Here is an 18,596-nt window from a genome sequence, read left to right on the forward strand (position 1 = left end):
CATGGCTACCCAAGACATCATCGCACGCTCCGCCACCACCACGCCCAGCCCGTCGGTTCGCCAGACCGACGAGGTGGCCAAGCTGATCGACACCACCGTGTGCATTGGCTGCAAGGCCTGCCAGGTGGCCTGTTCGGAATGGAACGACCTGCGGGATGAAGTGGGTGACAACGTGGGGGTGTACGACAACCCCACGGACCTCACCGCCGATTCCTGGACGGTCATGCGCTTTGACGAGCACGAGACCAGCGAGGGCGATCTGGAATGGCTGATCCGCAAGGACGGCTGCATGCACTGTGAGGATCCGGGCTGTCTGAAGGCCTGCCCGAGCCCCGGCGCCATCGTCAAATACGACAACGGCATTGTCGACTTCGACCAGGACAAATGCATTGGCTGCGGCTACTGCATTACCGGTTGTCCGTTCGATGTGCCGCGCATCTCCCAGAAAGACAACAAGGCCTACAAGTGCACCCTGTGTTCCGACCGGGTGTCTGTGGGCCTTGAACCGGCCTGTGTCAAAACCTGCCCCACTGGGGCGATTGTTTTCGGCACCAAGGACGACATGAAGGAGCATGCCAACTGGCGTATCCAGGATCTCAAGGGCCGGGGCTATGAAAACGCCGGTCTGTACGATCCCCCGGGCGTGGGCGGTACCCACGTGATGTACGTTCTGCACCATGCCGATAAACCGCAGCTGTACAGTGACCTGCCCAGAGACCCGGCCATCAGCCCGCTGGTGGGCGCCTGGAAAGGCGTGGCCAAACCTCTGGCCATGCTGGCCATGGCGGCCACCGCCGCCGCAGGCTTCTTCCACTACATCCGGATCGGACCGAACCGGGTAAGTAAAGAAGACGAGGCAGCGGTGGAGCAGGACTCGGCACAAGCGGGTAGCAACAGCCCGGAGGCGGGAGGAAAGTCTGATGAACAGTAACCAAAACCAGGATCTTCAGCGCTACAACGCCAACGAACGATCCAACCACTGGGCGGTCGCACTGCTGTTCGTGATGGCTGCACTCTCGGGCCTGGCGCTGTTTCACCCGGCTCTGTTCTGGATGACCAACCTGTTTGGTGGTGGCCCCTGGACCCGCATCCTGCACCCCTTTATCGGGGTGGCCATGATGCTGTTCTTCCTGGGGCTGGCGTTCCGCTTTGCCGGGCGTAACCGGTTCAAGGCCCACGATCGCCAGTGGTTGTCCCAGTGGCGGGATATGATCAGTAACCGGGAAGAGAATCTGCCCCGCATCGGCAAGTACAATGCCGGGCAGAAACTGCTGTTCTGGGTACTGGTGGTGAGCATGCTGGCGCTGTTGTTCAGTGGCATCGTGATCTGGCGCGAGTACTTCAGCGGCTTCTTCGGCATTGGCGTTATCCGCTTTGCCAGCTTGCTGCATGCGGTGGCGGCCTTTGTGCTGATCAGCAGCATCATTGTGCACATCTACGCGGCTATCTGGGTGAAAGGCTCGGTGGGCGCCATGACCTCTGGCAAGGTCAGCCGTGCCTGGGCGCGCAAGCACCATGCCCTGTGGTACGACGAAGTGCGCAAAAACCAGCGCTGATAACCACGGCGGGCTCCCGGCAACCGGAGCCCCGCCGTTGTTATACACTGTTAACAGATAACAGATTCAGGCAGCGCCCCCGGGCGCTGTTTGTTTATTACAACCCTCAAGGAGCCACACGGTGTCCTCGAAAATTATTGAACCCGGGCAGATAGAAGCATCTGCAACCACGCCACCGTTTGTCTTGCTGCCGCCAAAAGACGTATTTGCGCGGCGCGCCGAACGCTTGGTAAGTCTGGCGGAAGGCCACCCCCTGGGCGCTTACCTCAGCCTGATGGCCCGGGTAAGCAAGGCCCAGGATGCAGTACTCGAAAACCCGCCCGAACTGCCCACGCTGGACGCGCAGGCCCTGAGCACAGCGCTTAAGCACGATATGCCACCCCTGTCGGTGGATACGCTGCTGCGGGACAATCACTGGCAACCCCTTCTGGAAGCCTGGCTGGGGCGTTTCCGCGAGCAGAATCCGGAGTTACCCGATCCAGTCAATCAGGCCCTGGAGCAACTGCAACAGGCCAGCGCCAAGCAACGGTTGGACTGGGCCGAGGCTCTGGTAGGAGGGCGCTTCAGCGAACTGCCCGGCGCCCTGGTGCCGTTTCTCGGCGCCAGCCTGCAACTGGCCTGGACACTGTGGCTGGGGCAAGTGGATGGCAAGGCCATTCGCGAACGGGAAGACCAGACCGAATGCCCCTGCTGTGGTTCGCTGCCGGTGGCAGGCGTTATCCACCACCGCCGCCCCGCCGACGGTGTGCGCTATCTGGTGTGCTCCCTGTGCGCCACCCAATGGCACTACGTACGCCTGAAGTGCAGCCATTGCCTGGGCACCAAGGGCCTGGAATACCTGCACTTCGACGACAGCCCCTACGGCATTCGCGCTGAAAGCTGCCCGCAATGCCACACCAGCCTGAAGCAGCTGTATCTGGAAAACGCCCCCAACAGCGATGCGGTGGCTGCCGACCTGGCCAGCCTGGACCTGGACATGAGCCTGGCCGAACAGGGCTTCCACCGCCGGGCGCCCAACCTGCTGCTGGCACCGGGCGGTGATGGCGCCAGCGCCGACGCCCCCGCCACCCGGGATACTCACTAACGGAAGGTTGAGAACATGAATGCGCCACAGCAACCACGCCCGCCCTCGGTAGATCAGCTTCTGGGTAGCCCGGGTATGGACAGCCTGCAGGAGCTTTACGGCCGGGCCCCGGTGCTCGCCAGCGCCCGGGCGGTACTGGCCGAACTGAGCGAAGCCTACCGCCAAGGCGAGCTGCAGCCGACAGCACTGGCGGAATCTGCCCTGCTGGCCGCGGTAACCGCCCGGCTTGAGGCCGCCCAGACGCCCAACATTCGCCGTATGTTCAACCTGACCGGCACGGTGCTGCACACCAATCTGGGGCGCGCCCTGCTGCCGGAAGAAGCGATAGAAGCAATGGCACTGGCGGCGCGCCACCCGGTCAATCTGGAGTTTGATCTGGACAACGGCCAGCGGGGCGACCGGGACAGTCTGGTGGAAAACCTGATCTGCGAACTCACCGGCGCCGAAGCAGCCACCGTGGTAAACAACAACGCGGCGGCTGTGTTATTAACCCTGGGCGCTTTAGGCGCGGGTAAAGAGGCCATTATTTCCCGGGGTGAGCTGATCGAAATCGGCGGTTCCTTCCGCATTCCCGACATCATGGCTCAGGCCGGGGTAATGCTGCATGAAATTGGCACCACCAACCGCACCCATTTGCGGGACTACGAAAACGCCATCAACGAGCAGACCGGGCTAATCCTGCGGGTTCATCCCAGCAACTACAGCCTCCAGGGCTTCACCGCCAGCGTGAAAACCCGGGCACTGTCCGAACTCGGCCGTGCCCACAAGCTGCCGGTTATGGAAGATCTGGGCAGCGGCAGCCTGGTGGATCTGTCCCGTTATGGCCTGCCCCGGGAGCCTCTGGTGCAGGAATCCCTGGCCGAAGGCACCGATGTAGTCACCTTTAGTGGCGACAAGCTTCTAGGGGGCCCGCAGGCTGGTGTGATTGTCGGCCGTAAAGACCTGATCAAACGCATCAAAGCCCACCCCTTGAAACGGGCCCTGCGGGTGGACAAGGTGACCCTGGCTGCCCTGGAAACCGTGCTGCGGTTGTACCAGGATCCAGACCGCCTGCACACCCGGCTAACCAGCCTACGCCTGCTGACCCGGCCGGAAGCCGACATCCGTGCCCAGGCCGAACGGCTGGCGCCGCTGCTGGCGCGCCAGCTGGGTGAACAATGGCAGATAGAGGCGGTGCCCGCCCTTGGCATGATTGGCAGTGGTGCCCAGCCGGTGGCCCGGCTGGCCAGCGCCGCCCTCTGCCTGCGGCCAGTGGGCCCCCGCAAGGAACATAACCGCACCCTCATCGCCCTGATGACGGCCCTGCGCAGCCTACCCATCCCGGTGGTTGGTCGCCTGGACGACGGCGCGCTCTGGTTGGATCTGCGCCAACTGGACGACGAAACCGCGTTTGTCGAACAACTGCCAGCTCTGGTGGTGCCCGGCGCATGATCATTGCCACCGCAGGCCATATCGACCACGGCAAAACCGCCCTGCTGGCGGCACTCACCGGCCAGGCCGGTGATCATCGCCGCGAGGAACAAAGCCGGGGCATCACCATCGACCTGGGCTACCGATACGCCTCGTTGGGCGATGGCGACACTCTCGGTTTTATCGACGTACCCTGCCACGAGCGCTTTGTTCACAACATGCTGGCCGGTGCCGGCGGGGTAGATCTGGCCCTGCTGGTGGTGGCCGCCGACGACGGCGTGATGCCCCAGACCCGGGAACATCTGGCCATTCTGGCGTTACTGGGCATTCCCCGGCTATGGCTGGTGCTGACCAAATGCGACCGGGTGGATGCCGCCCAACAGGCAGCGGCCGAAGCCGATATACGTAACCTGCTCGCCACCACCACCTATCGGAACGCACCGGGTTTCCGGGTTTCCAGCATTACCGGCGAAGGGGTGGACGAGCTGCGCCAGGCACTGGTGGCGGAAGCCGGGCAAAGTGCCCGGAGCAACCCGGGCACCTGGTTCCGACTGTCGGTTGACCGGGCGTTCAGCATCTCCGGCGCGGGCACGGTCGTCACCGGCACGGCATTGGCTGGCCGGATTGCGGTCGGCGACAGCCTGTTGCTGGCCCGTGCCAGTGGCGAACATCAAACGGTGCGGGTGCGCGGCCTGCACGCCCAGAATCAGGTAGCGGAACAGGCCCGCGGTGGCCAGCGGGTCGCCATCAACCTGGCTGGCGACCGCCTGAAAGCCGAGCAGATTGAGCGGGGCAGCTGGCTGCTGCAGCCAGAATTGCTCAATCCGAGCCGTCGGCTGGATATTCAGCTGAGTCTGCTGCCGGATGCACCCAAAGCGCTGGCGCACTGGAGCCCGGTACACATTCACCTGGGCGCACAGCATCTGACCGGCCGGGTAGCGCTGCTGGAACAGCAGAGCCTGTCCCCTGGCCAAACAGGGCTGGCACAACTTGTGATGAATGGCCACTGCCAGGCAGTGTGGGGCGATCGGGTCGTGATCCGGGATCAATCCGCCCGGCAAACCCTCGGTGGCGGGCCGGTGCTCGATCCCGCCGGGCCAACCCGTCAACGGCGCAGCGAAGCAAGACTGGCCCAACTGCGGGCCCTGGCCAGTGGCGGGCTGGACAACGCCCTGCCATCGCTGCTGGCGCAAGCTGACAATGGCCTGGCGCCAGACACCCTGCAACGCCAGTTCAACCAGTCACCAGAGCACTGGCACTCCCCATCCGGAACTCTGGAGAAAGCCACCGCCCGAGGCCCCCGGCTGTTCAGCGAAGCGATCTGGCAAAACCACCAGGCGGCGCTGACCGACGCCCTGAGCCGCTTTCATCAGGAACACCCCGACGAGCCTGGCCCCGACCGCAGTCGGTTGCGGCGCTACGGCGTGCCTTACCTGGAACCGGCAGTGTTTGCTGCCCTGCTGGATGAAGCCCTGGCAGACAAGCAGATCCTCACCAGTGGCCCCTGGCTGCACCGGCCAGACCATCAGGTGCGATTGAGTGATGAAGAAGAAGCTCTCAAAGCCCGGCTCTGGCCGCATCTGGAACACGGCGGTATCAACCCGCCCTGGGTGCGGGATCTGGCCCGACTGGAAGACGTGGGCGAAGATCAGGTGCGGGCGTTGCTGCGAAAGCTGGCCCGGCTGGGCCAGTTACATCAGGTGGTGCGGGATCTGTTCTACCCGGAATCGGGCATCGAACAACTGGTACGACAAGTGCTGGTTCTGTCGGGAGACGACAACCAGTTTGAAGTAATCGACTTTCGCGATGCCGTCGGCCTGGGCCGCAAACGCTGCGTGCAATTGCTGGAATATCTGGATCGGCTGGGGGTGACCCGGCGCTTTGGCAATCAGCGCCGGATACGCCACGAAAGCAGCATGGTTTCCCGTGTAAAAACAGACTAGTATCTTGGCATCTGCTGGAGGGCAATCACATCCGGTGGTGTGGCCGGACTTCAAATCCGGTTGGGGACGGCAGCCGTTCCTGGGTGGGTTCGACTCCCACTGCCCTCCGCCAATTCAGCAGGCACCGGGCGTTCTGACTGGCTCAGGATTTCCACTTCAGCGCCTGAACGCTTTCGTCCTGCGGATCAAAACCATCCAGCTCCGCCTGCCGGTTAAACGCAGCCACCGCCTGCTCGCCCCGCAGTAACTGCTGGCAAGCCCCGGCCCAGTCATCCGGCTGCATCCGGATCATCCAACCATCACCGTAACAATCCCGGTTGATCAACACCGGCCGACCCGACAACGCCTCATTGTGGGCAGTCACCGTTCCGGCAATGGGCGATTTCGCCGAGGCCGCCGCCTTGGCAAACTCCACCACGCCAAAACTGCGATCCACCGCCACCGACACCCCCACCCGCTTGGGGGTAAACGCAAAAATATCGCCATACAAGGCCACACCATAGGCACTCAGGCCCAGAGTTACCTCGCCGTTTGTCTCTTCCCGCAACCACAGATTATGGCCAGGGGCGTACCAGAGGTTGTCCGGAAAACTCAAACCCTCAAGCTTCATAACGAAAGCACCCGCTCGTATTCCAGAATCATCGCCGCCATTTCACCACCACTGCCGTACTCATCCACCTCCGGAATCAACGGCTGATCCTCAGGCATCGCCTGGCCGGGCACCGGCGGCTTGCGGCAAAGCAGCAACCGGGCGCCCATCTGCTTGGCCTGGCGAATAAAGTGAATCACCGGCTGCCCCCCCTCCTGGGCAAACAGCTGCTCCGCCACCCCCGGCCGGGCTAACTCCGTGGCTTCGCCGGTCAGGTACAGCGTCACCTCCGCATCCAGGCACGCCAGTAAGGTGGCGGTGTGAAAAGGCGCGGCACAGCGGGCTGGCGTGCTCGGGCCACTGGTCACCAGAATCAGAACGCGCTGCTGCGCTGGCTCAGACACTTCGATCTCCTGAATGAACGCGTAAACCTGTGCACGCAATCTATCACAGTGGCCGGAATAGCGGGAAACCCGCTGGCAGCCAACTCGAAATCTGATAGAGTAATTCGCAACCTATTCTCAAGGAGTCGCGGCGCTTGTCGAACCACAAACGTGCAAGATTTATGGGTTCTATTGTGCTGGCCCTGAGCCCTCTGGCAGCACAGGCGGATGTCTTCAATGTTGCCTGGGATAATGATTTGTTTACCGGGCAGGACAAGGGCTATACCAATGGCGTTCGGCTGTCCTACCTGACGGACTCTGCCGAACAGGGCTCCGGCGCGTCTGGTGCGTTCGCCCGCAGCGTTAAACACAGGCTGTCCTGGCTGCCAGGAGTAGGGAACCAGGGCGATGAACACGCCCTTACCCTCAGCCTCCGGCAGCTGATGGTCACCCCGGCCGACATTACCAACCCCGAACCCCAGCTGGACGACATCCCCTACGCCGGGCACCTGTCTCTGAGCGGCACCCTGTGGCGCTGGAACGCTGACAGCATTACCGGTTATGGCGCCCACATCGGGATTGTCGGCCCGGACAGCGGTGCCGAATCGGTGCAGGAGTGGGTACACAAGGTTACCGGCAGTGAACGTCCGGCAGGCTGGGACAATCAGCTGGGCACCGATATTGTGGGTGGTGTGCAGCTTGCCCACGGCCAGAAACTGGGCCATTGGGGCCAGCCAGGGCAAATTGAACAGCGGGTTGCCCTGGTAGGGTCTGCCCTGCTCTCCAGCTTTCGCACCACCGCCACCACAGGCCTGATCTGGCATATGGGCCGCAACCTGCCGATGAATTTTGTGCCGGATTACGCAGGCGCTTCCTCCGCCATTGCCTTACCCGGTTCCTTTAATGACAGCGGCAGCGGCTGGTCGGTATTTGTCGGCCTTGGCGTGGACTACGTGGCCTACTCCTACCTCGAGGATAATTCCGGCCCGTATCGTTTCAAGGAGAGCCCCGTGCTCGGCCAGATTGGCCTGGGCGCTACCTGGCAGTGGGACAGGCTGCAGGCCGCCATGATCTTCCGGGCCACCACCGGCGAAGAGCAGCGCAATAAAGACAACTTCAGTTTCGGTACCCTGTCTTTGTCCTGGGCGCTGTGAAGCCACAGGCCCGCTGGCCACCATACACAGTAGTCTGATAAGACGATGCAAACGCCCGGCTGCGACCACGGCAACGATGACCAGGTACGTGCCTTGTTCCAGCAGGTTGAACAGGAACAGGGCCAGCTGGATCTTCTGGTGAACGGAGACCGTGTTTCACCGGCTCTCCGTGGTGGAAGGCCGCGTTTCATCCGGTTGATCGTCCGCTGGCCTCGCCTCGGGCGGGTGAAAAAACACCGCAGGCAGCCAAACGAATACGGCCTGCGGTGCCCGGGCGTTACTTACATATCCTGCAAACGGAACATCGCAATCTTATTGATTTCCGCCAGCGCCCGCTGGAATTCCTGCTCCTGAGAGTTATTCAGGCGCTCCTCGAACGACGCCAGAATCTGGTGCCGGTTGCTGCCTTTCACGGCCATGATAAAGATGAAGCCGAACTTGGCTTTGTACGCCTCGTTGTACTCGGTGAAACGATCAAATTCTTCCGGCGTACACTCCTGGATGCCCGCTCCGGCCTGCTCGTTGGTGCTGGCCTCGGTCAGCTCGCCTTGCTTGGCAGCCTTGCCTGCCAGATCCGGGTGAGCGTTGATCAGCGCCAGCTGGGTGTCGCGGTCGGCCGCGAGCAGGGTGTCGGCCATGCGCTGGTGCAGCACTTCGATGGTGTTCAGGGAATCGTCCACGCCCTGGTCGTAGACCCGCTCGGCAACCCAGGGGGAGTGCTCATAAATATCGGCAAAGGCCGCGACAAATTCATCCCGGGTAAGGGTTGAGGGGGTCAGGGTTTTGAATTGGCTCATACAGTACTCCTTGGCAATGGACAGTTCCGGAATGGCTGGCAGACGCCGTCGAAAGCGCGAGAAACAATCAATCGGACACCAACCAGATCAATTTCGTATACATTTTTATATCACAAATGTATCGGATTTGAATTTGTTGTGCTAGATTATATCCAGCCTGATTTGTCAGTCAGTCACACTTTGCAGCGGGGATCACGCAGACCCTCAATGCAGTCAGGCTAATCGTGTCATCACACCAGCCTTGTCTCGGTGTAATTTAACCGCCCCTCCGGCGGTTTTTTTTGGTTTTGTGCTTCACATTAGCGGCCTATCTGTGAACAATAATGCTTTAGCACTGGTATTCAATTAAGGATACTACTGTCGCTTTCAAAGGCCTTGTTTGCCTGCCACGCTAGCCAGTCGCGAGTAATTATGAATAAAAAAACAGACTCCGCCCCTATGTCCGACAAAACCTTCAAGAAGCGCAGCGGAAGCAAAAGTGACACCATCTACGCTCACATCTTCGACGCGATTCTGGAGCACCGTCTGGCGCCAGGCACCAAACTCAGTGAAGAAGCCCTGGGCGAAATCTTCGGTGTAAGCCGCACCATCATCCGCCGTGAGCTGATGCAGCTGGCCCACGAAGGGGTTGTCTCCATTCGCCCCAATCGCGGTGCCATTGTCGCTAACCCCAGCGTAGAAGAAGCCCGGCAGATTCTCTACGCCCGCCGGCTGGTGGAACGGGCCATCACCGAACTGGTGGTGCAAAACGCCACCGACAAGCAACTCAAAGCCCTGCGGGAACTGGTAAAAGAAGAGCAGGACTGCTTTGCCGAAGGCGAAAGCGGTACCGGCATCCGGCTGTCCGGTGAGTTTCACCTGAAACTGGCGGAAGTGGCCAATAATATGCCGCTGGTCGGTTTTCAGCGCAGCCTGGTGTCGCAAACCTCGCTGATCATTGCCCAGTACGAGAAAGTCACCCGCTCCCACTGCTCTTTCGACGAACACAACGAGTTACTGGATGCCATCGAAGCCCGGGATACCGACAGGGCAGTGTCGCTGATGATGCACCATATGGATCATATCGATGAGAAGCTGAGCTTCGAGAACGACGGCGCAACAGACGATCTGCACGCGATCTTTTCCCACATTGGCCAGTCACGGGCCAAGACTGGCAGCAAGTAGCCGCCAGCCTTTTGCGCACTGACCGCGAGTGGGCTTAAGCGCCCACCTCGACAATCTTCATAGTATTGGTGCTGCCATCCACGTTTACCCGGTCGCCGTAAGTCAGAATCACCTGATCACCCTGGGCAGCGATGCCTTTGGATTTCAGCAGTTCCACCGCCCGGGTCGCCAGTTCTTCCACCGGCACATCACCTGGCTCGAACAAGACCGACACCACACCACGGAACAGAGCCATGCGGCGCTGGGCCAGGGTGTTGTGGGCCAGGCCAACAATCGGCAAGCCGGAGCGAATGCGTGAGGCGATCAGCGGCGTGCGGCCGGTGGCGGTCATGCAGGCAATGGCAGCCACACCCTTCAAGTGATTGGCCGCGTACATGGCAGACAGCGCGATGGCTTCGTCCGGGCGGGCAAATCCCTGGCGCATCCGGTGGCCGGATTCCTGGGCACTTTTCTCCCGCTCGGCACCCAGGCACAACCGGTTCATGGCCTGCACCGCCTCCACCGGGTAATCGCCCGCTGCGGTTTCTGCCGACAACATCACCGCATCGGTGCCATCCAGTACCGCGTTGGCCACATCGAACACTTCGGCACGGGTGGGTAGCGGCGCAGAGATCATGGTTTCCAGCATCTGGGTGGCGGTAATCACCGCCCGGTTTAACTGCCGGGCCCGGGTAATCATGCGTTTCTGTACGCCAATCAGCTGGGCATCACCAATTTCGACGCCGAGATCGCCCCGGGCGACCATTACGGCCTCAGAGGCCCGGATGATGTCGTCCAGCACCTGGTCGTCGGCCACGGCTTCAGCCCGCTCTACTTTGGCCACCAGGCCGATGTTGCGCCCAGCCTCACCCAGCAATTCCCGGGCCTCGCGCATGTCATCGGCACTGCGCGGGAAGGATACCGCCAGGTAATCCACGCCCATGGCCACAGCCGCTTTCAGGTCGTCCCGGTCTTTGTCGGTCAGAGCAGCGGCAGACAGCCCGCCGCCCTGTTTGTTGATGCCCTTGTTGTTAGAGAGCTTGCCGCCCTCTACCACGGTGGTGCGGACTTCGCTGTCGGTAACGGCATCGACGGTCAGTACCAGGCGGCCGTCGTCCAGCAGCAGGCGGTCACCAGCGGAGACATCCTCTGCCAAAGACTTGTAGTCACAGCCCACACGCTCGCTGTTACCGACGTTGCTGTCCATGGCCATGTCGATCACGAACGGCTGGCCCTTTTTCAAGGTAACCGCACCCTCGGCAAAGCGGGCGATGCGGATTTTCGGGCCCTGCAGGTCGCCCAGGGCCGCTACGGTTCGGCCCAGCCGGTCTGCCACGGCGCGCACCTCTGCCAGGCGGCGGCTGTGGTCTTCCTGGGTACCGTGAGAGAAGTTCAGGCGCACGACGTCTACGCCTGCCTTGATCATGGCTTCAAGTACGCCCGGCTGATCACTGGCCGGGCCCAGGGTCGCCACGATTTTGGTGCGGCGAATCGGATGTTTGCTGGTTGTCATGGGTTCCTCGGGAGCACCAGTATGGCGCGGAAGTCGTTAACGTTGGTGCGAGTCGGCCCGGTGAAAATCAACCGATCCAGCTGCTCGAAAAAGCCATAGGCGTCGTTGCGGGCCAAATACTGCTCCGGGCTCAGTGAGGAAGACCAGTCTTCCGGGCCAAAGCTGGCGCCCGCGTTGTCCTCGGAACCGTCGATGCCGTCGGTATCAATGGCCAGCACGTGAACCCCGGGGGCACCTTTCAGCGCAGTGTAGGCGCCCAGAAGGTACTCGGCGTTGCGACCACCCCGGCCCTCACCGAGCACGGTCACGCTGGTTTCGCCACCGGAAAGAATCAGCAGCGGCTTGTCGATCTGCTGCTGCAGCTCCAGCGCCATGGCCACGTGGCTGGCGCCCAGCTCGCGGGATTCGCCTTCCAGGTTATCACCCAGCACGCGGACGTCCAGGCCCGCCCCACGGGCGGCCTCGGTGGCGGCATCCAGGGCGTCGCTGGCCTTGGCCAGCATAATGGTTTCATCCCGGGCAAACCCCGGAGAGTCCGGTGCCGGAGCACTGTCATCACTGATCAGATGCTGACGCACCTCATCGGGAATCTCGATGCCGTAACGCTCCAGAATCTCCAGGGCGTCCCGGGGTTGGGTGTTGTCCGGCAGTGTCGGCCCGGAGGCAATCAGTGTCGGGTCGTCCCCCGGCACGTCGGAAATCAGGTAGGTCACCACTTTGGCCGGATGGGCGGCAACCACCAGGCGGCCTCCCTTGATGGCCGACAAGTGGCGCCGAACGGTGTTGATCTCCCGTATCGGCGCGCCGCAACGCAACAGGGCGCGGTTGATGGCCTGTTTCTGCGGCAGCGTCAGGCCTTCGGCGGGCAAGGTCATCAGGGCGGATCCGCCCCCGGACACCAGCGCCACCACCAGGTCATCTTCCCCCAGATCCCGAACCGCTTCCAACATTTGCCGGGCGGCTTTTTCACCGAGTTCGTCGGGCATCGGATGAGAGGCTTCCAGCACCTGGATGTGGCGGCAGTCCGCGCCGTGGCCATAACGGGTAACCACCAGCCCGGTCAGCCCGGCATCGTTGCCGGCGGCTTCCCAGGCCCGTTCAAAGGCGGCAGCCATGGCGGCTGCCCCTTTGCCCGCGCCAATGACAACGGTCCGCCCGGGTGGGCGTGCCGGGAGCTGGTCTGGCGAAAACAGTGTGTCGGGGTGTACCGCAGACACTGCCACATCGGCCAGTTGCTTGAGCCAACCACTCACGCTTGCCGGATCCTTCACGTCCGGTTTTTCAGGCAAGACACGCATTGGCGGGTCCTCATACTTTAATAACGTCAGGGAAATACACGCGGTTCAGGTGTACTTCCGTTTAGCTGCCAATCTCGTGGTTGGCCAGTTCTTCCAGCGCCCGGACAAGACCGGCGTGATCCCAGTCTGCACCACCATTAGCAGCACAGCCCTGGAACAGTTGCTGGGCGTTCGCGGTGCCCGGCAGCGACAGATCCAGGGTGCGGGCGCTTTCCAGGGCCAGGTTCAGGTCTTTCTGGTGCAAGCGAATGCGGAAGCCCGGGTCGAAGGTGCGGTTGATCATGCGCTCGCCATGCACGTCCAGAATCTTGGACTGAGCCAGACCGCCCAGCAGGGCTTCGCGTACCTTGCTGACATCGGCACCGGCCTTGGAGGCGAACAGCAGGCCTTCCGCGGTGGCCTGGATGGTCAGCGCCACCACGATCTGGTTGGCGACCTTACAGATCTGGCCCGCACCGTGATCGCCAATCAGGGTGATGGTCTTGCCCATCACTTCCAGTACCGGCAGCGCACGCTGGAAGCTGGCTTCCGGGCCACCGACCATGATGGTCAGCGCGGCATTGATGGCGCCGCCTTCTCCGCCGGAGACCGGGGCATCCAGAAACTCACCACCGGCGTCGGTAATGCGCTTGGCAATGGCCTGGGTGGGAATCGGGGCAATGGAGCTCATGTCGATGACCAGAGTGCCCGGCTTCAGGCCTTCGATAACACCCTGCTCACCCAGCAGCACCTCTTCCACGTCGGGGGTGTCTGGCACCATGGTGATGATGATTTCAGCCTGCTCTGCCACCGCTTTTGGCGAATCCAGAGCTACCATGCCTTTTTCGGCCAGCTCGTTGTTCAGGCTGCCGCCTTTAACATAGGTCACCAGCTCGTGACCCGCGGCCATCAGGTGGCCGGCCATCGGGCGGCCCATAATTCCGAGACCAATAAATCCGATCTTGCTCATGATTCTCTCCTTCTGGATCGTTTCCGGTTGCTTATTGTTTTGCCTGATCCAGCCAGCCGAGGCCTTCTTTGGTGGTGGCCGCCGGCTTGTATTCACAGCCTATCCAGCCCTGATAGCCAAGCTTGTCCAGGTGCGCGAACAGGAACGGGTAGTTGATTTCCCCGGTACCCGGTTCGTGGCGACCCGGATTGTCAGCCAGCTGGACATGATCGATCAGAGACAGGTTTTCTTCGATGGTACGGGCCAGATCGCCTTCCATAATCTGCATGTGATAGATGTCGTACTGCAGTTTCAGGTTGTCGCTGCCCACTTCTTCAACAATCGCCACCGCCTGGTCGGTGCGGTTCAGGAAAAAGCCGGGGATATCACGGGTGTTGATAGCTTCCATCACCAGCACAATACCGGCCGCTTTCAGCTTGTCGGCGGCGTAGCGCAGATTGTCTACAAAGGTCTGGTGTGCCTGCTCCTGGCTGACACCTTCAGGCTTGATACCGGCCAGGCAGTTCACCTGCTTGCAGCCCAGTACCGCGGCGTAATCAATGGCGCGTTCAACGCCTTCCTTGAACTCCTGTACCCGGTCCGGGTGGCAGGCAATACCGCGCTCGCCGGCACCCCAATCGCCCGCTGGCAGGTTGTGCAGTACCTGGGTCAGGTTGTTGGCGTCCAGCCGCTGTTTGATATCAACTGCCGGGTAATCGTAGGGAAACAGGTATTCCACGCCCTGAAACCCCGCAGCTGCGGCGGCTTCAAAACGGTCGAGAAAGTCCACTTCGGTGAACAACATGCTGAGATTTGCTGCAAACTTGGGCATTCCGAATCTCCTTTGTCCGTTGTTGTACTTGCCCTGTCAGCGGTTTGCCGCCGCTGGCAGGGCCGGATGCTGCACTCAGGTCAGGCTGGCGATGGAGGTAGGTGCATCGGCGGCGTTTTCAATCAACGCTTCAAACTCGTTCACGCCGTCCAGATCTGTACCCATGGCGATGTTGGTTACCCGCTCCAGAATGATCTCAACCACCACCGGCACCTGATACTCCTGCATCAGTGACTTGGCCTTTTCAAAGGCACCGGCTATGTCGTCCGGGCTGGTGACCCGAATCGCCTTACAGCCCAGGCCTTCAACCACCGACACATGGTCTACCCCATAGTCGTTGATTTCCGGACAGTTGACGTTCTCGAACGACAGCTGTACGCAGTAGTCCATGTCAAAGCCACGCTGTGCCTGGCGAATCAGCCCCAGGTAGGAGTTGTTTACCAGAACGTGCAGATAAGGCAACTTGAACTGGGCACCAACCGCCAGCTCTTCGAGCATGAACTGGAAGTCGTAGTCGCCCGACAGCGCCACCACATTGGCGTCCGGGTCTGCCCGGCGCACCCCCAGGGCGGCAGGAATGGTCCAGCCCAGAGGGCCCGCCTGGCCACAGTTGATCCAGTGCCTTGGACGGTACACGTGTAGGAACTGGGCACCGGCAATCTGCGACAGGCCAATGGTGGAGACATACCGGGTGTTCTTGCCGAACGCCTTGTTCATCTCCTGATACACCCGCTGGGGCTTGATTGGCGAATCGTTGAAGTCGGTTTTGCGCAGCAGGGTACGCTTGCGCTCCTGGCACTCTTCCACCCAGGCACTGCGATCTTTCAGCTTGCCTTCGGCGTGCCATTCGCGGGCCACTTCAACAAACAGTTTGAGCGCCGCCTTGGCGTCGGAAACGATACCGTAGTCTGGCCCGAAAATGCGGCCGATCTGGGTGGGCTCGATGTCCACGTGCACAAACTTGCGGCCCTTGGTGTAGGTTTCGATATTACCGGTGTGGCGGTTCGCCCAGCGGTTACCCAGCCCCATCACGAAATCGGATTCCAGCATGGTGGCGTTGCCGTAGCGGTGCGAGGTTTGCAACCCTACCATCCCGGCCATCAGGCGGTGATCATCGGGAATGGAACCCCAGCCCATCAGCGTCGGAATCACCGGTACACCGGTAATCTCGGCAAATTCCACCAGCAGGTCGCTGGCGTCGGCGTTGATCACGCCACCACCGGCCACCAGCAAGGGCTTGTCGGCCTCGTTCAGCATGGTCAAGGCTGTTTCGGCCTGCGCTCGCGTGGCTTCCGGCTTGTAGGCAGGCAGCGGCTCGTACGTGTCGATGTCGAATTCGATCTCGGCCATCTGTACGTTGATGGGCAGGTCGATCAGCACCGGGCCCGGGCGCGAGCTGCGCATTATCTGGAAGGCCTGTTGGAAAGCGCGGGGTACCTGGGCGGGTTCCAGTACGGTAACCGCCCACTTGGTCACCGGGCCGCCGATGGCCTGAATATCAACCGCCTGGAAGTCTTCTTTGTGAAGCTTGCCGGTCGGCGCCTGGCCGGTGATGCACAGAATGGGAATGGAATCGGCACTGGCCGAATAGAGCCCGGTGATCATGTCGGTACCGGCAGGCCCGGAAGTGCCGATACAAACCCCGATGTTGCCGGGCTTGGTGCGGGTATAGCCTTCGGCCATGTGCGACGCACCTTCTACGTGGCGCGCCAGCACATGGTCGACACCGCCGATTTTACGAAGGGCGGCATAGAAGGGGTTGATGGCGGCTCCGGGAACCCCGAAAGCAACGTCAACACCTTCTTTTTTCATTACTGCCACTGCGGCTTCAGCTGCGGTCATACGAGCCATAAGACTTTCTCCTGCTAAATTGTTTTTATTGTCAGACGAAATACTTGTTCAGCCTGGCGATGTATTTATAGGGTTACGCGAACCTCCAACGGATGTTCGTCACAGTTGTGCCCGGCACCGCCGCGGTCAACAACCAGGAATTCGCCTTCACGTTCCAGCACTGACTGGATGGCGTGCCAGGTACCGGCCCGGTAGTTCACGCCCTGCTGGCCATTGGTCACGAAGGCGCGCACCTCGTCCGGATTAATGCTGTCACCCGGGTGGATATCCTGCATGACGTCGGCCAGTCTCTGAACCCGGCCATCGACATCGGCCAGATTGAAGGCGGCTTTATTCAGGGCATGGGCTGGCTGACCACCGAAGAGCTGGTCTTTAATGACGAAGGGCGACTGCTGTCGAATGGCCCGGCCACCTACAAGATTCCGGCGGTCTCGGACACACCTCCGGATTTCCGGGTGAACCTGCTGGCCCACAGCCCGAACCCGGAAGCCACCGTGTTCCGCTCAAAAGCCGTGGGTGAACCGCCCTTCATGCTCGCCATCTCGGTGTGGTCGGCATTGCGCGATGCGGTCGCCAGTGTCGCTGACTACCAGATCAGCCCGGCCCTGGACACCCCGGCCACGCCGGAGCGGGTGCTGGCAGCGGTTACCGAAACCCGTCGCTGGGTGGAAAGTCAGGCCCGGGCGGGTGCGCCCGATGTCCGGGAGGAAACGGTATGCGCGAACGACTGAACTGGGTTGAAGCCGTGGCCGACTGCGAACGCAGCGGCCAGCCCTATGTGCTGGTAACGGTGCTGGGCGTCACCGGCTCGGTACCCCGGGAACCCGCCAGTAAAATGGTGGTGACCCGGGAGCACACTTACGACACCATTGGCGGCGGGCATCTGGAATACCGGGTGATCGCCCGGGCCCGGGAACGCCTCGCCGAGCAGGACTACACTTACGAACTGGCGCACTTTCCACTGGGCGCCAGCCTGGGCCAATGCTGCGGTGGCAGCGTGGCGGTGTTACTGGAAGCCCAGCCCGGCAGTGATGCCCGGCTGGTAGTGTTTGGCGCAGGGCACGTCAGCAAAGCGCTGCTCACCATCATGGGCGAGTTGCCCTGGCAGATTATCTGGGTAGATTCGCGCCCCGAGTGCTTTCCGGCCCAGGTACCGGCCAACACCACCGTACACTGCACCGACGACCCGGTAGGCGACGCCCCGGCCCTGTGCCGCAACGCGCACGTGTTGATTCTTACCCACAACCACGCTCTGGATTTCGAGTTGTGCCAGGCGCTGCTGAAACAGCAGGACATACTCAGCCTGGGTCTGATCGGCTCACAAACCAAAGCCGACCGATTCCGCCAGCGGCTGGAGCATCGTGGTTACACCGATACCGACATCGCGCAGCTGCGCTGCCCGGTCGGCCGTTTGGATGTGCCCGGAAAGCGGCCGATGGAAGTGGCCGTATCCATGTCTGCAGAATTGCTTGCGCTGGCCGCCAACAGCGCCAGTAGCAAGCCTTTGCGCCGAGGACTTTCCTGGTCGGCACTGAAGGACTTGACCAGGGAAACCGTGGAGGCCTCGCCAAAGCCTGTGCATAAATGACATGCTCCGGGCTTCAATTAGCCCGGAATCGCCCCAGGGCGATCGAGCAACTCCGGATCATAACGTTTAACAAAAACTCACCGGAACATCTATTATGAATACGAAAACCGTACTGACTCTGGCGGATGCAGAGTTCATTCTTGACCGTGCCCAAGCAGAAGCTGAAGCGCACGGGTGGGCCGTGACTATTGCCGTTGCCGACGATGGAGGCCATCTGCTGGCCCTGCGGCGGCTGGACAATGCTGCGCCATTCACCACCTTCGTTGCTACCGAAAAGGCCCGCACCGCGGCCATTGGCGGCAAGCCCACCTCCTTCTTCGAGGACGCCATCAACAATGGCAGAACCGCGTTTCTGTCTGCGCCCATGCAAGGGCTTTTGAAGGGTGGTGTACCGGTGATGATACGGGGCCGGGTAGCTGGCAGCGTAGGTGTATCCGGCGTAGCCCCGGATCAGGATGTCCAGGTTGCCGAGTCCGGCATTTCGGCGCTTTCCAAGAACCCAGCATGGCGTAGAAGCGGCAAGTGAC

At 61.4% G+C, this 18,596-nt stretch carries 18 protein-coding genes, 1 tRNA gene and 1 pseudogene; 11 read left to right on the forward strand and 9 right to left on the reverse strand.

The features are described from left to right. Position 1: 1 nt before the first annotated feature. The 6 genes from fdxH (at position 2) to C7H09_RS01255 (ending at position 6,105) form a co-directional block, all read left to right on the forward strand. Positions 2–931: a formate dehydrogenase subunit beta gene (gene fdxH, locus C7H09_RS01230; protein ID WP_106760842.1), complete on the forward strand. Its 930-nt coding sequence runs from the start codon at positions 2–4 to the stop codon at positions 929–931. Beyond that, complete coding sequence (locus C7H09_RS01235) at positions 921–1,556, forward strand: formate dehydrogenase subunit gamma (RefSeq protein WP_106760843.1); 636 nt, start codon at positions 921–923, stop codon at positions 1,554–1,556. Before fdxH ends, C7H09_RS01235 begins: the two co-directional genes overlap by 11 nt. A gap of 121 nt (positions 1,557–1,677) precedes the next feature. Next, positions 1,678–2,640, forward strand: coding sequence for a formate dehydrogenase accessory protein FdhE (fdhE, locus tag C7H09_RS01240; RefSeq protein WP_106760844.1), 963 nt, complete (start codon positions 1,678–1,680; stop codon positions 2,638–2,640). A gap of 15 nt (positions 2,641–2,655) precedes the next feature. Continuing rightward, on the forward strand, positions 2,656–4,071 hold the full coding sequence (gene selA / locus C7H09_RS01245; RefSeq protein WP_106760845.1) for an L-seryl-tRNA(Sec) selenium transferase: 1,416 nt from the start codon (positions 2,656–2,658) through the stop codon (positions 4,069–4,071). Next, complete coding sequence (selB, locus tag C7H09_RS01250) at positions 4,068–5,993, forward strand: selenocysteine-specific translation elongation factor (RefSeq protein WP_106760846.1); 1,926 nt, start codon at positions 4,068–4,070, stop codon at positions 5,991–5,993. Before selA ends, selB begins: the two co-directional genes overlap by 4 nt. 16 nt (positions 5,994–6,009) lie before the next feature. Further along, positions 6,010–6,105 (forward strand) — tRNA-Sec (locus C7H09_RS01255). A gap of 30 nt (positions 6,106–6,135) precedes the next feature. Here C7H09_RS01255 and C7H09_RS01260 read toward each other — a convergent pair. Continuing rightward, positions 6,136–6,603 (reverse strand): glycine cleavage system protein H, encoded by a 468-nt coding sequence (locus C7H09_RS01260; RefSeq protein WP_106760847.1) that lies wholly within the window; start codon positions 6,601–6,603, stop codon positions 6,136–6,138. Continuing rightward, positions 6,600–6,986 carry a DsrE family protein gene (locus C7H09_RS01265; protein WP_106760848.1) on the reverse strand — a complete coding sequence of 129 codons (387 nt, stop codon included), beginning with the start codon at positions 6,984–6,986 and terminating at the stop codon, positions 6,600–6,602. Before C7H09_RS01265 ends, C7H09_RS01260 begins: the two co-directional genes overlap by 4 nt. A 134-nt stretch (positions 6,987–7,120) precedes the next feature. On the opposite strand from C7H09_RS01265, the gene C7H09_RS01270 reads away from it, so the two are divergent. Continuing rightward, positions 7,121–8,119 carry a lipid A deacylase LpxR family protein gene (locus tag C7H09_RS01270; protein WP_240616471.1) on the forward strand — a complete coding sequence of 333 codons (999 nt, stop codon included), beginning with the start codon at positions 7,121–7,123 and terminating at the stop codon, positions 8,117–8,119. 281 nt (positions 8,120–8,400) lie between these two features. On the opposite strand, the gene uraD is transcribed toward C7H09_RS01270, so the two are convergent. Next, entirely contained in the window at positions 8,401–8,916 is a 516-nt protein-coding gene (uraD, locus tag C7H09_RS01280; protein ID WP_106760851.1) for a 2-oxo-4-hydroxy-4-carboxy-5-ureidoimidazoline decarboxylase, read from the reverse strand. Between the two features lie 411 nt (positions 8,917–9,327). Between uraD and C7H09_RS01285 the strand changes: the two genes are divergently transcribed. After that, positions 9,328–10,080, forward strand: coding sequence for a GntR family transcriptional regulator (locus C7H09_RS01285; RefSeq protein ID WP_106760852.1), 753 nt, complete (start codon positions 9,328–9,330; stop codon positions 10,078–10,080). Positions 10,081–10,114: 34 nt separating this feature from the next. On the opposite strand, the gene pyk is transcribed toward C7H09_RS01285, so the two are convergent. The 6 genes from pyk to C7H09_RS01315 all read right to left on the reverse strand — a co-directional run bounded on the left by pyk (position 10,115) and on the right by C7H09_RS01315 (position 16,756). After that, positions 10,115–11,572 carry a pyruvate kinase gene (gene pyk, locus C7H09_RS01290; protein WP_106760853.1) on the reverse strand — a complete coding sequence of 486 codons (1,458 nt, stop codon included), beginning with the start codon at positions 11,570–11,572 and terminating at the stop codon, positions 10,115–10,117. Then, a complete protein-coding gene (locus C7H09_RS01295) occupies positions 11,569–12,870 on the reverse strand; it encodes a glycerate kinase type-2 family protein (RefSeq protein ID WP_106760854.1) in 1,302 nt (433 codons plus the stop codon). The genes pyk and C7H09_RS01295 overlap by 4 nt, the downstream gene beginning before the upstream one ends. Before the next feature lie 61 nt (positions 12,871–12,931). Further along, positions 12,932–13,819: a 2-hydroxy-3-oxopropionate reductase gene (locus tag C7H09_RS01300; protein ID WP_106760855.1), complete on the reverse strand. Its 888-nt coding sequence runs from the start codon at positions 13,817–13,819 to the stop codon at positions 12,932–12,934. Between the two features lie 31 nt (positions 13,820–13,850). Next, positions 13,851–14,630: a hydroxypyruvate isomerase gene (hyi, locus tag C7H09_RS01305; RefSeq protein ID WP_106760856.1), complete on the reverse strand. Its 780-nt coding sequence runs from the start codon at positions 14,628–14,630 to the stop codon at positions 13,851–13,853. A gap of 75 nt (positions 14,631–14,705) precedes the next feature. Beyond that, positions 14,706–16,481, reverse strand: a complete 1,776-nt coding sequence (gene gcl, locus C7H09_RS01310; protein ID WP_106760857.1) for a glyoxylate carboligase — start codon at positions 16,479–16,481, stop codon at positions 14,706–14,708. Positions 16,482–16,546: 65 nt separating this feature from the next. Next, positions 16,547–16,756, reverse strand: coding sequence for an ureidoglycolate lyase (locus C7H09_RS01315; protein ID WP_240616472.1), 210 nt, complete (start codon positions 16,754–16,756; stop codon positions 16,547–16,549). On the opposite strand from C7H09_RS01315, the pseudogene C7H09_RS01320 reads away from it, so the two are divergent. The 3 genes and pseudogenes from C7H09_RS01320 to C7H09_RS01330 all read left to right on the forward strand — a co-directional run. Then, a pseudogene (locus C7H09_RS01320) lies at positions 16,739–17,212 on the forward strand (molybdopterin cofactor-binding domain-containing protein); the annotation flags it as partial. The gene C7H09_RS01315 and the pseudogene C7H09_RS01320 overlap by 18 nt on opposite strands. After that, positions 17,197–18,069: a xanthine dehydrogenase accessory protein XdhC gene (gene xdhC, locus C7H09_RS01325; RefSeq protein ID WP_106760858.1), complete on the forward strand. Its 873-nt coding sequence runs from the start codon at positions 17,197–17,199 to the stop codon at positions 18,067–18,069. The pseudogene C7H09_RS01320 and the gene xdhC, both read left to right, overlap by 16 nt. Before the next feature lie 94 nt (positions 18,070–18,163). Then, positions 18,164–18,595 carry a GlcG/HbpS family heme-binding protein gene (locus C7H09_RS01330; RefSeq protein WP_106760859.1) on the forward strand — a complete coding sequence of 144 codons (432 nt, stop codon included), beginning with the start codon at positions 18,164–18,166 and terminating at the stop codon, positions 18,593–18,595. Position 18,596 lies beyond the last annotated feature (1 nt).

Origin of the sequence: Marinobacter fuscus (assembly GCF_003007675.1) — a bacterium.
In the GTDB taxonomy this organism is placed as follows: Bacteria; Pseudomonadota; Gammaproteobacteria; order Pseudomonadales; family Oleiphilaceae; genus Marinobacter; species Marinobacter fuscus.

Bases quoted from the DNA above. Each gene is read 5' to 3' on its own strand.
- selB (WP_106760846.1), top strand. From the start codon at position 4,068: ATGATCATTGCCACCGCAGGCCATATCGACCACGGCAAAACCGCCCTG.
- xdhC (WP_106760858.1), top strand. From the start codon at position 17,197: ATGCGCGAACGACTGAACTGGGTTGAAGCCGTGGCCGACTGCGAACGC.
- uraD (WP_106760851.1), bottom strand. From the start codon at position 8,916: ATGAGCCAATTCAAAACCCTGACCCCCTCAACCCTTACCCGGGATGAA.
- C7H09_RS01235 (WP_106760843.1), top strand. From the start codon at position 921: ATGAACAGTAACCAAAACCAGGATCTTCAGCGCTACAACGCCAACGAA.
- pyk (WP_106760853.1), bottom strand. From the start codon at position 11,572: ATGACAACCAGCAAACATCCGATTCGCCGCACCAAAATCGTGGCGACC.
- fdxH (WP_106760842.1), top strand. From the start codon at position 2: ATGGCTACCCAAGACATCATCGCACGCTCCGCCACCACCACGCCCAGC.
- selA (WP_106760845.1), top strand. From the start codon at position 2,656: ATGAATGCGCCACAGCAACCACGCCCGCCCTCGGTAGATCAGCTTCTG.
- C7H09_RS01295 (WP_106760854.1), bottom strand. From the start codon at position 12,870: ATGCGTGTCTTGCCTGAAAAACCGGACGTGAAGGATCCGGCAAGCGTG.
- C7H09_RS01330 (WP_106760859.1), top strand. From the start codon at position 18,164: ATGAATACGAAAACCGTACTGACTCTGGCGGATGCAGAGTTCATTCTT.
- gcl (WP_106760857.1), bottom strand. From the start codon at position 16,481: ATGGCTCGTATGACCGCAGCTGAAGCCGCAGTGGCAGTAATGAAAAAA.
- hyi (WP_106760856.1), bottom strand. From the start codon at position 14,630: ATGCCCAAGTTTGCAGCAAATCTCAGCATGTTGTTCACCGAAGTGGAC.
- C7H09_RS01285 (WP_106760852.1), top strand. From the start codon at position 9,328: ATGAATAAAAAAACAGACTCCGCCCCTATGTCCGACAAAACCTTCAAG.
- C7H09_RS01300 (WP_106760855.1), bottom strand. From the start codon at position 13,819: ATGAGCAAGATCGGATTTATTGGTCTCGGAATTATGGGCCGCCCGATG.
- C7H09_RS01315 (WP_240616472.1), bottom strand. From the start codon at position 16,756: ATGCAGGATATCCACCCGGGTGACAGCATTAATCCGGACGAGGTGCGC.
- C7H09_RS01260 (WP_106760847.1), bottom strand. From the start codon at position 6,603: ATGAAGCTTGAGGGTTTGAGTTTTCCGGACAACCTCTGGTACGCCCCT.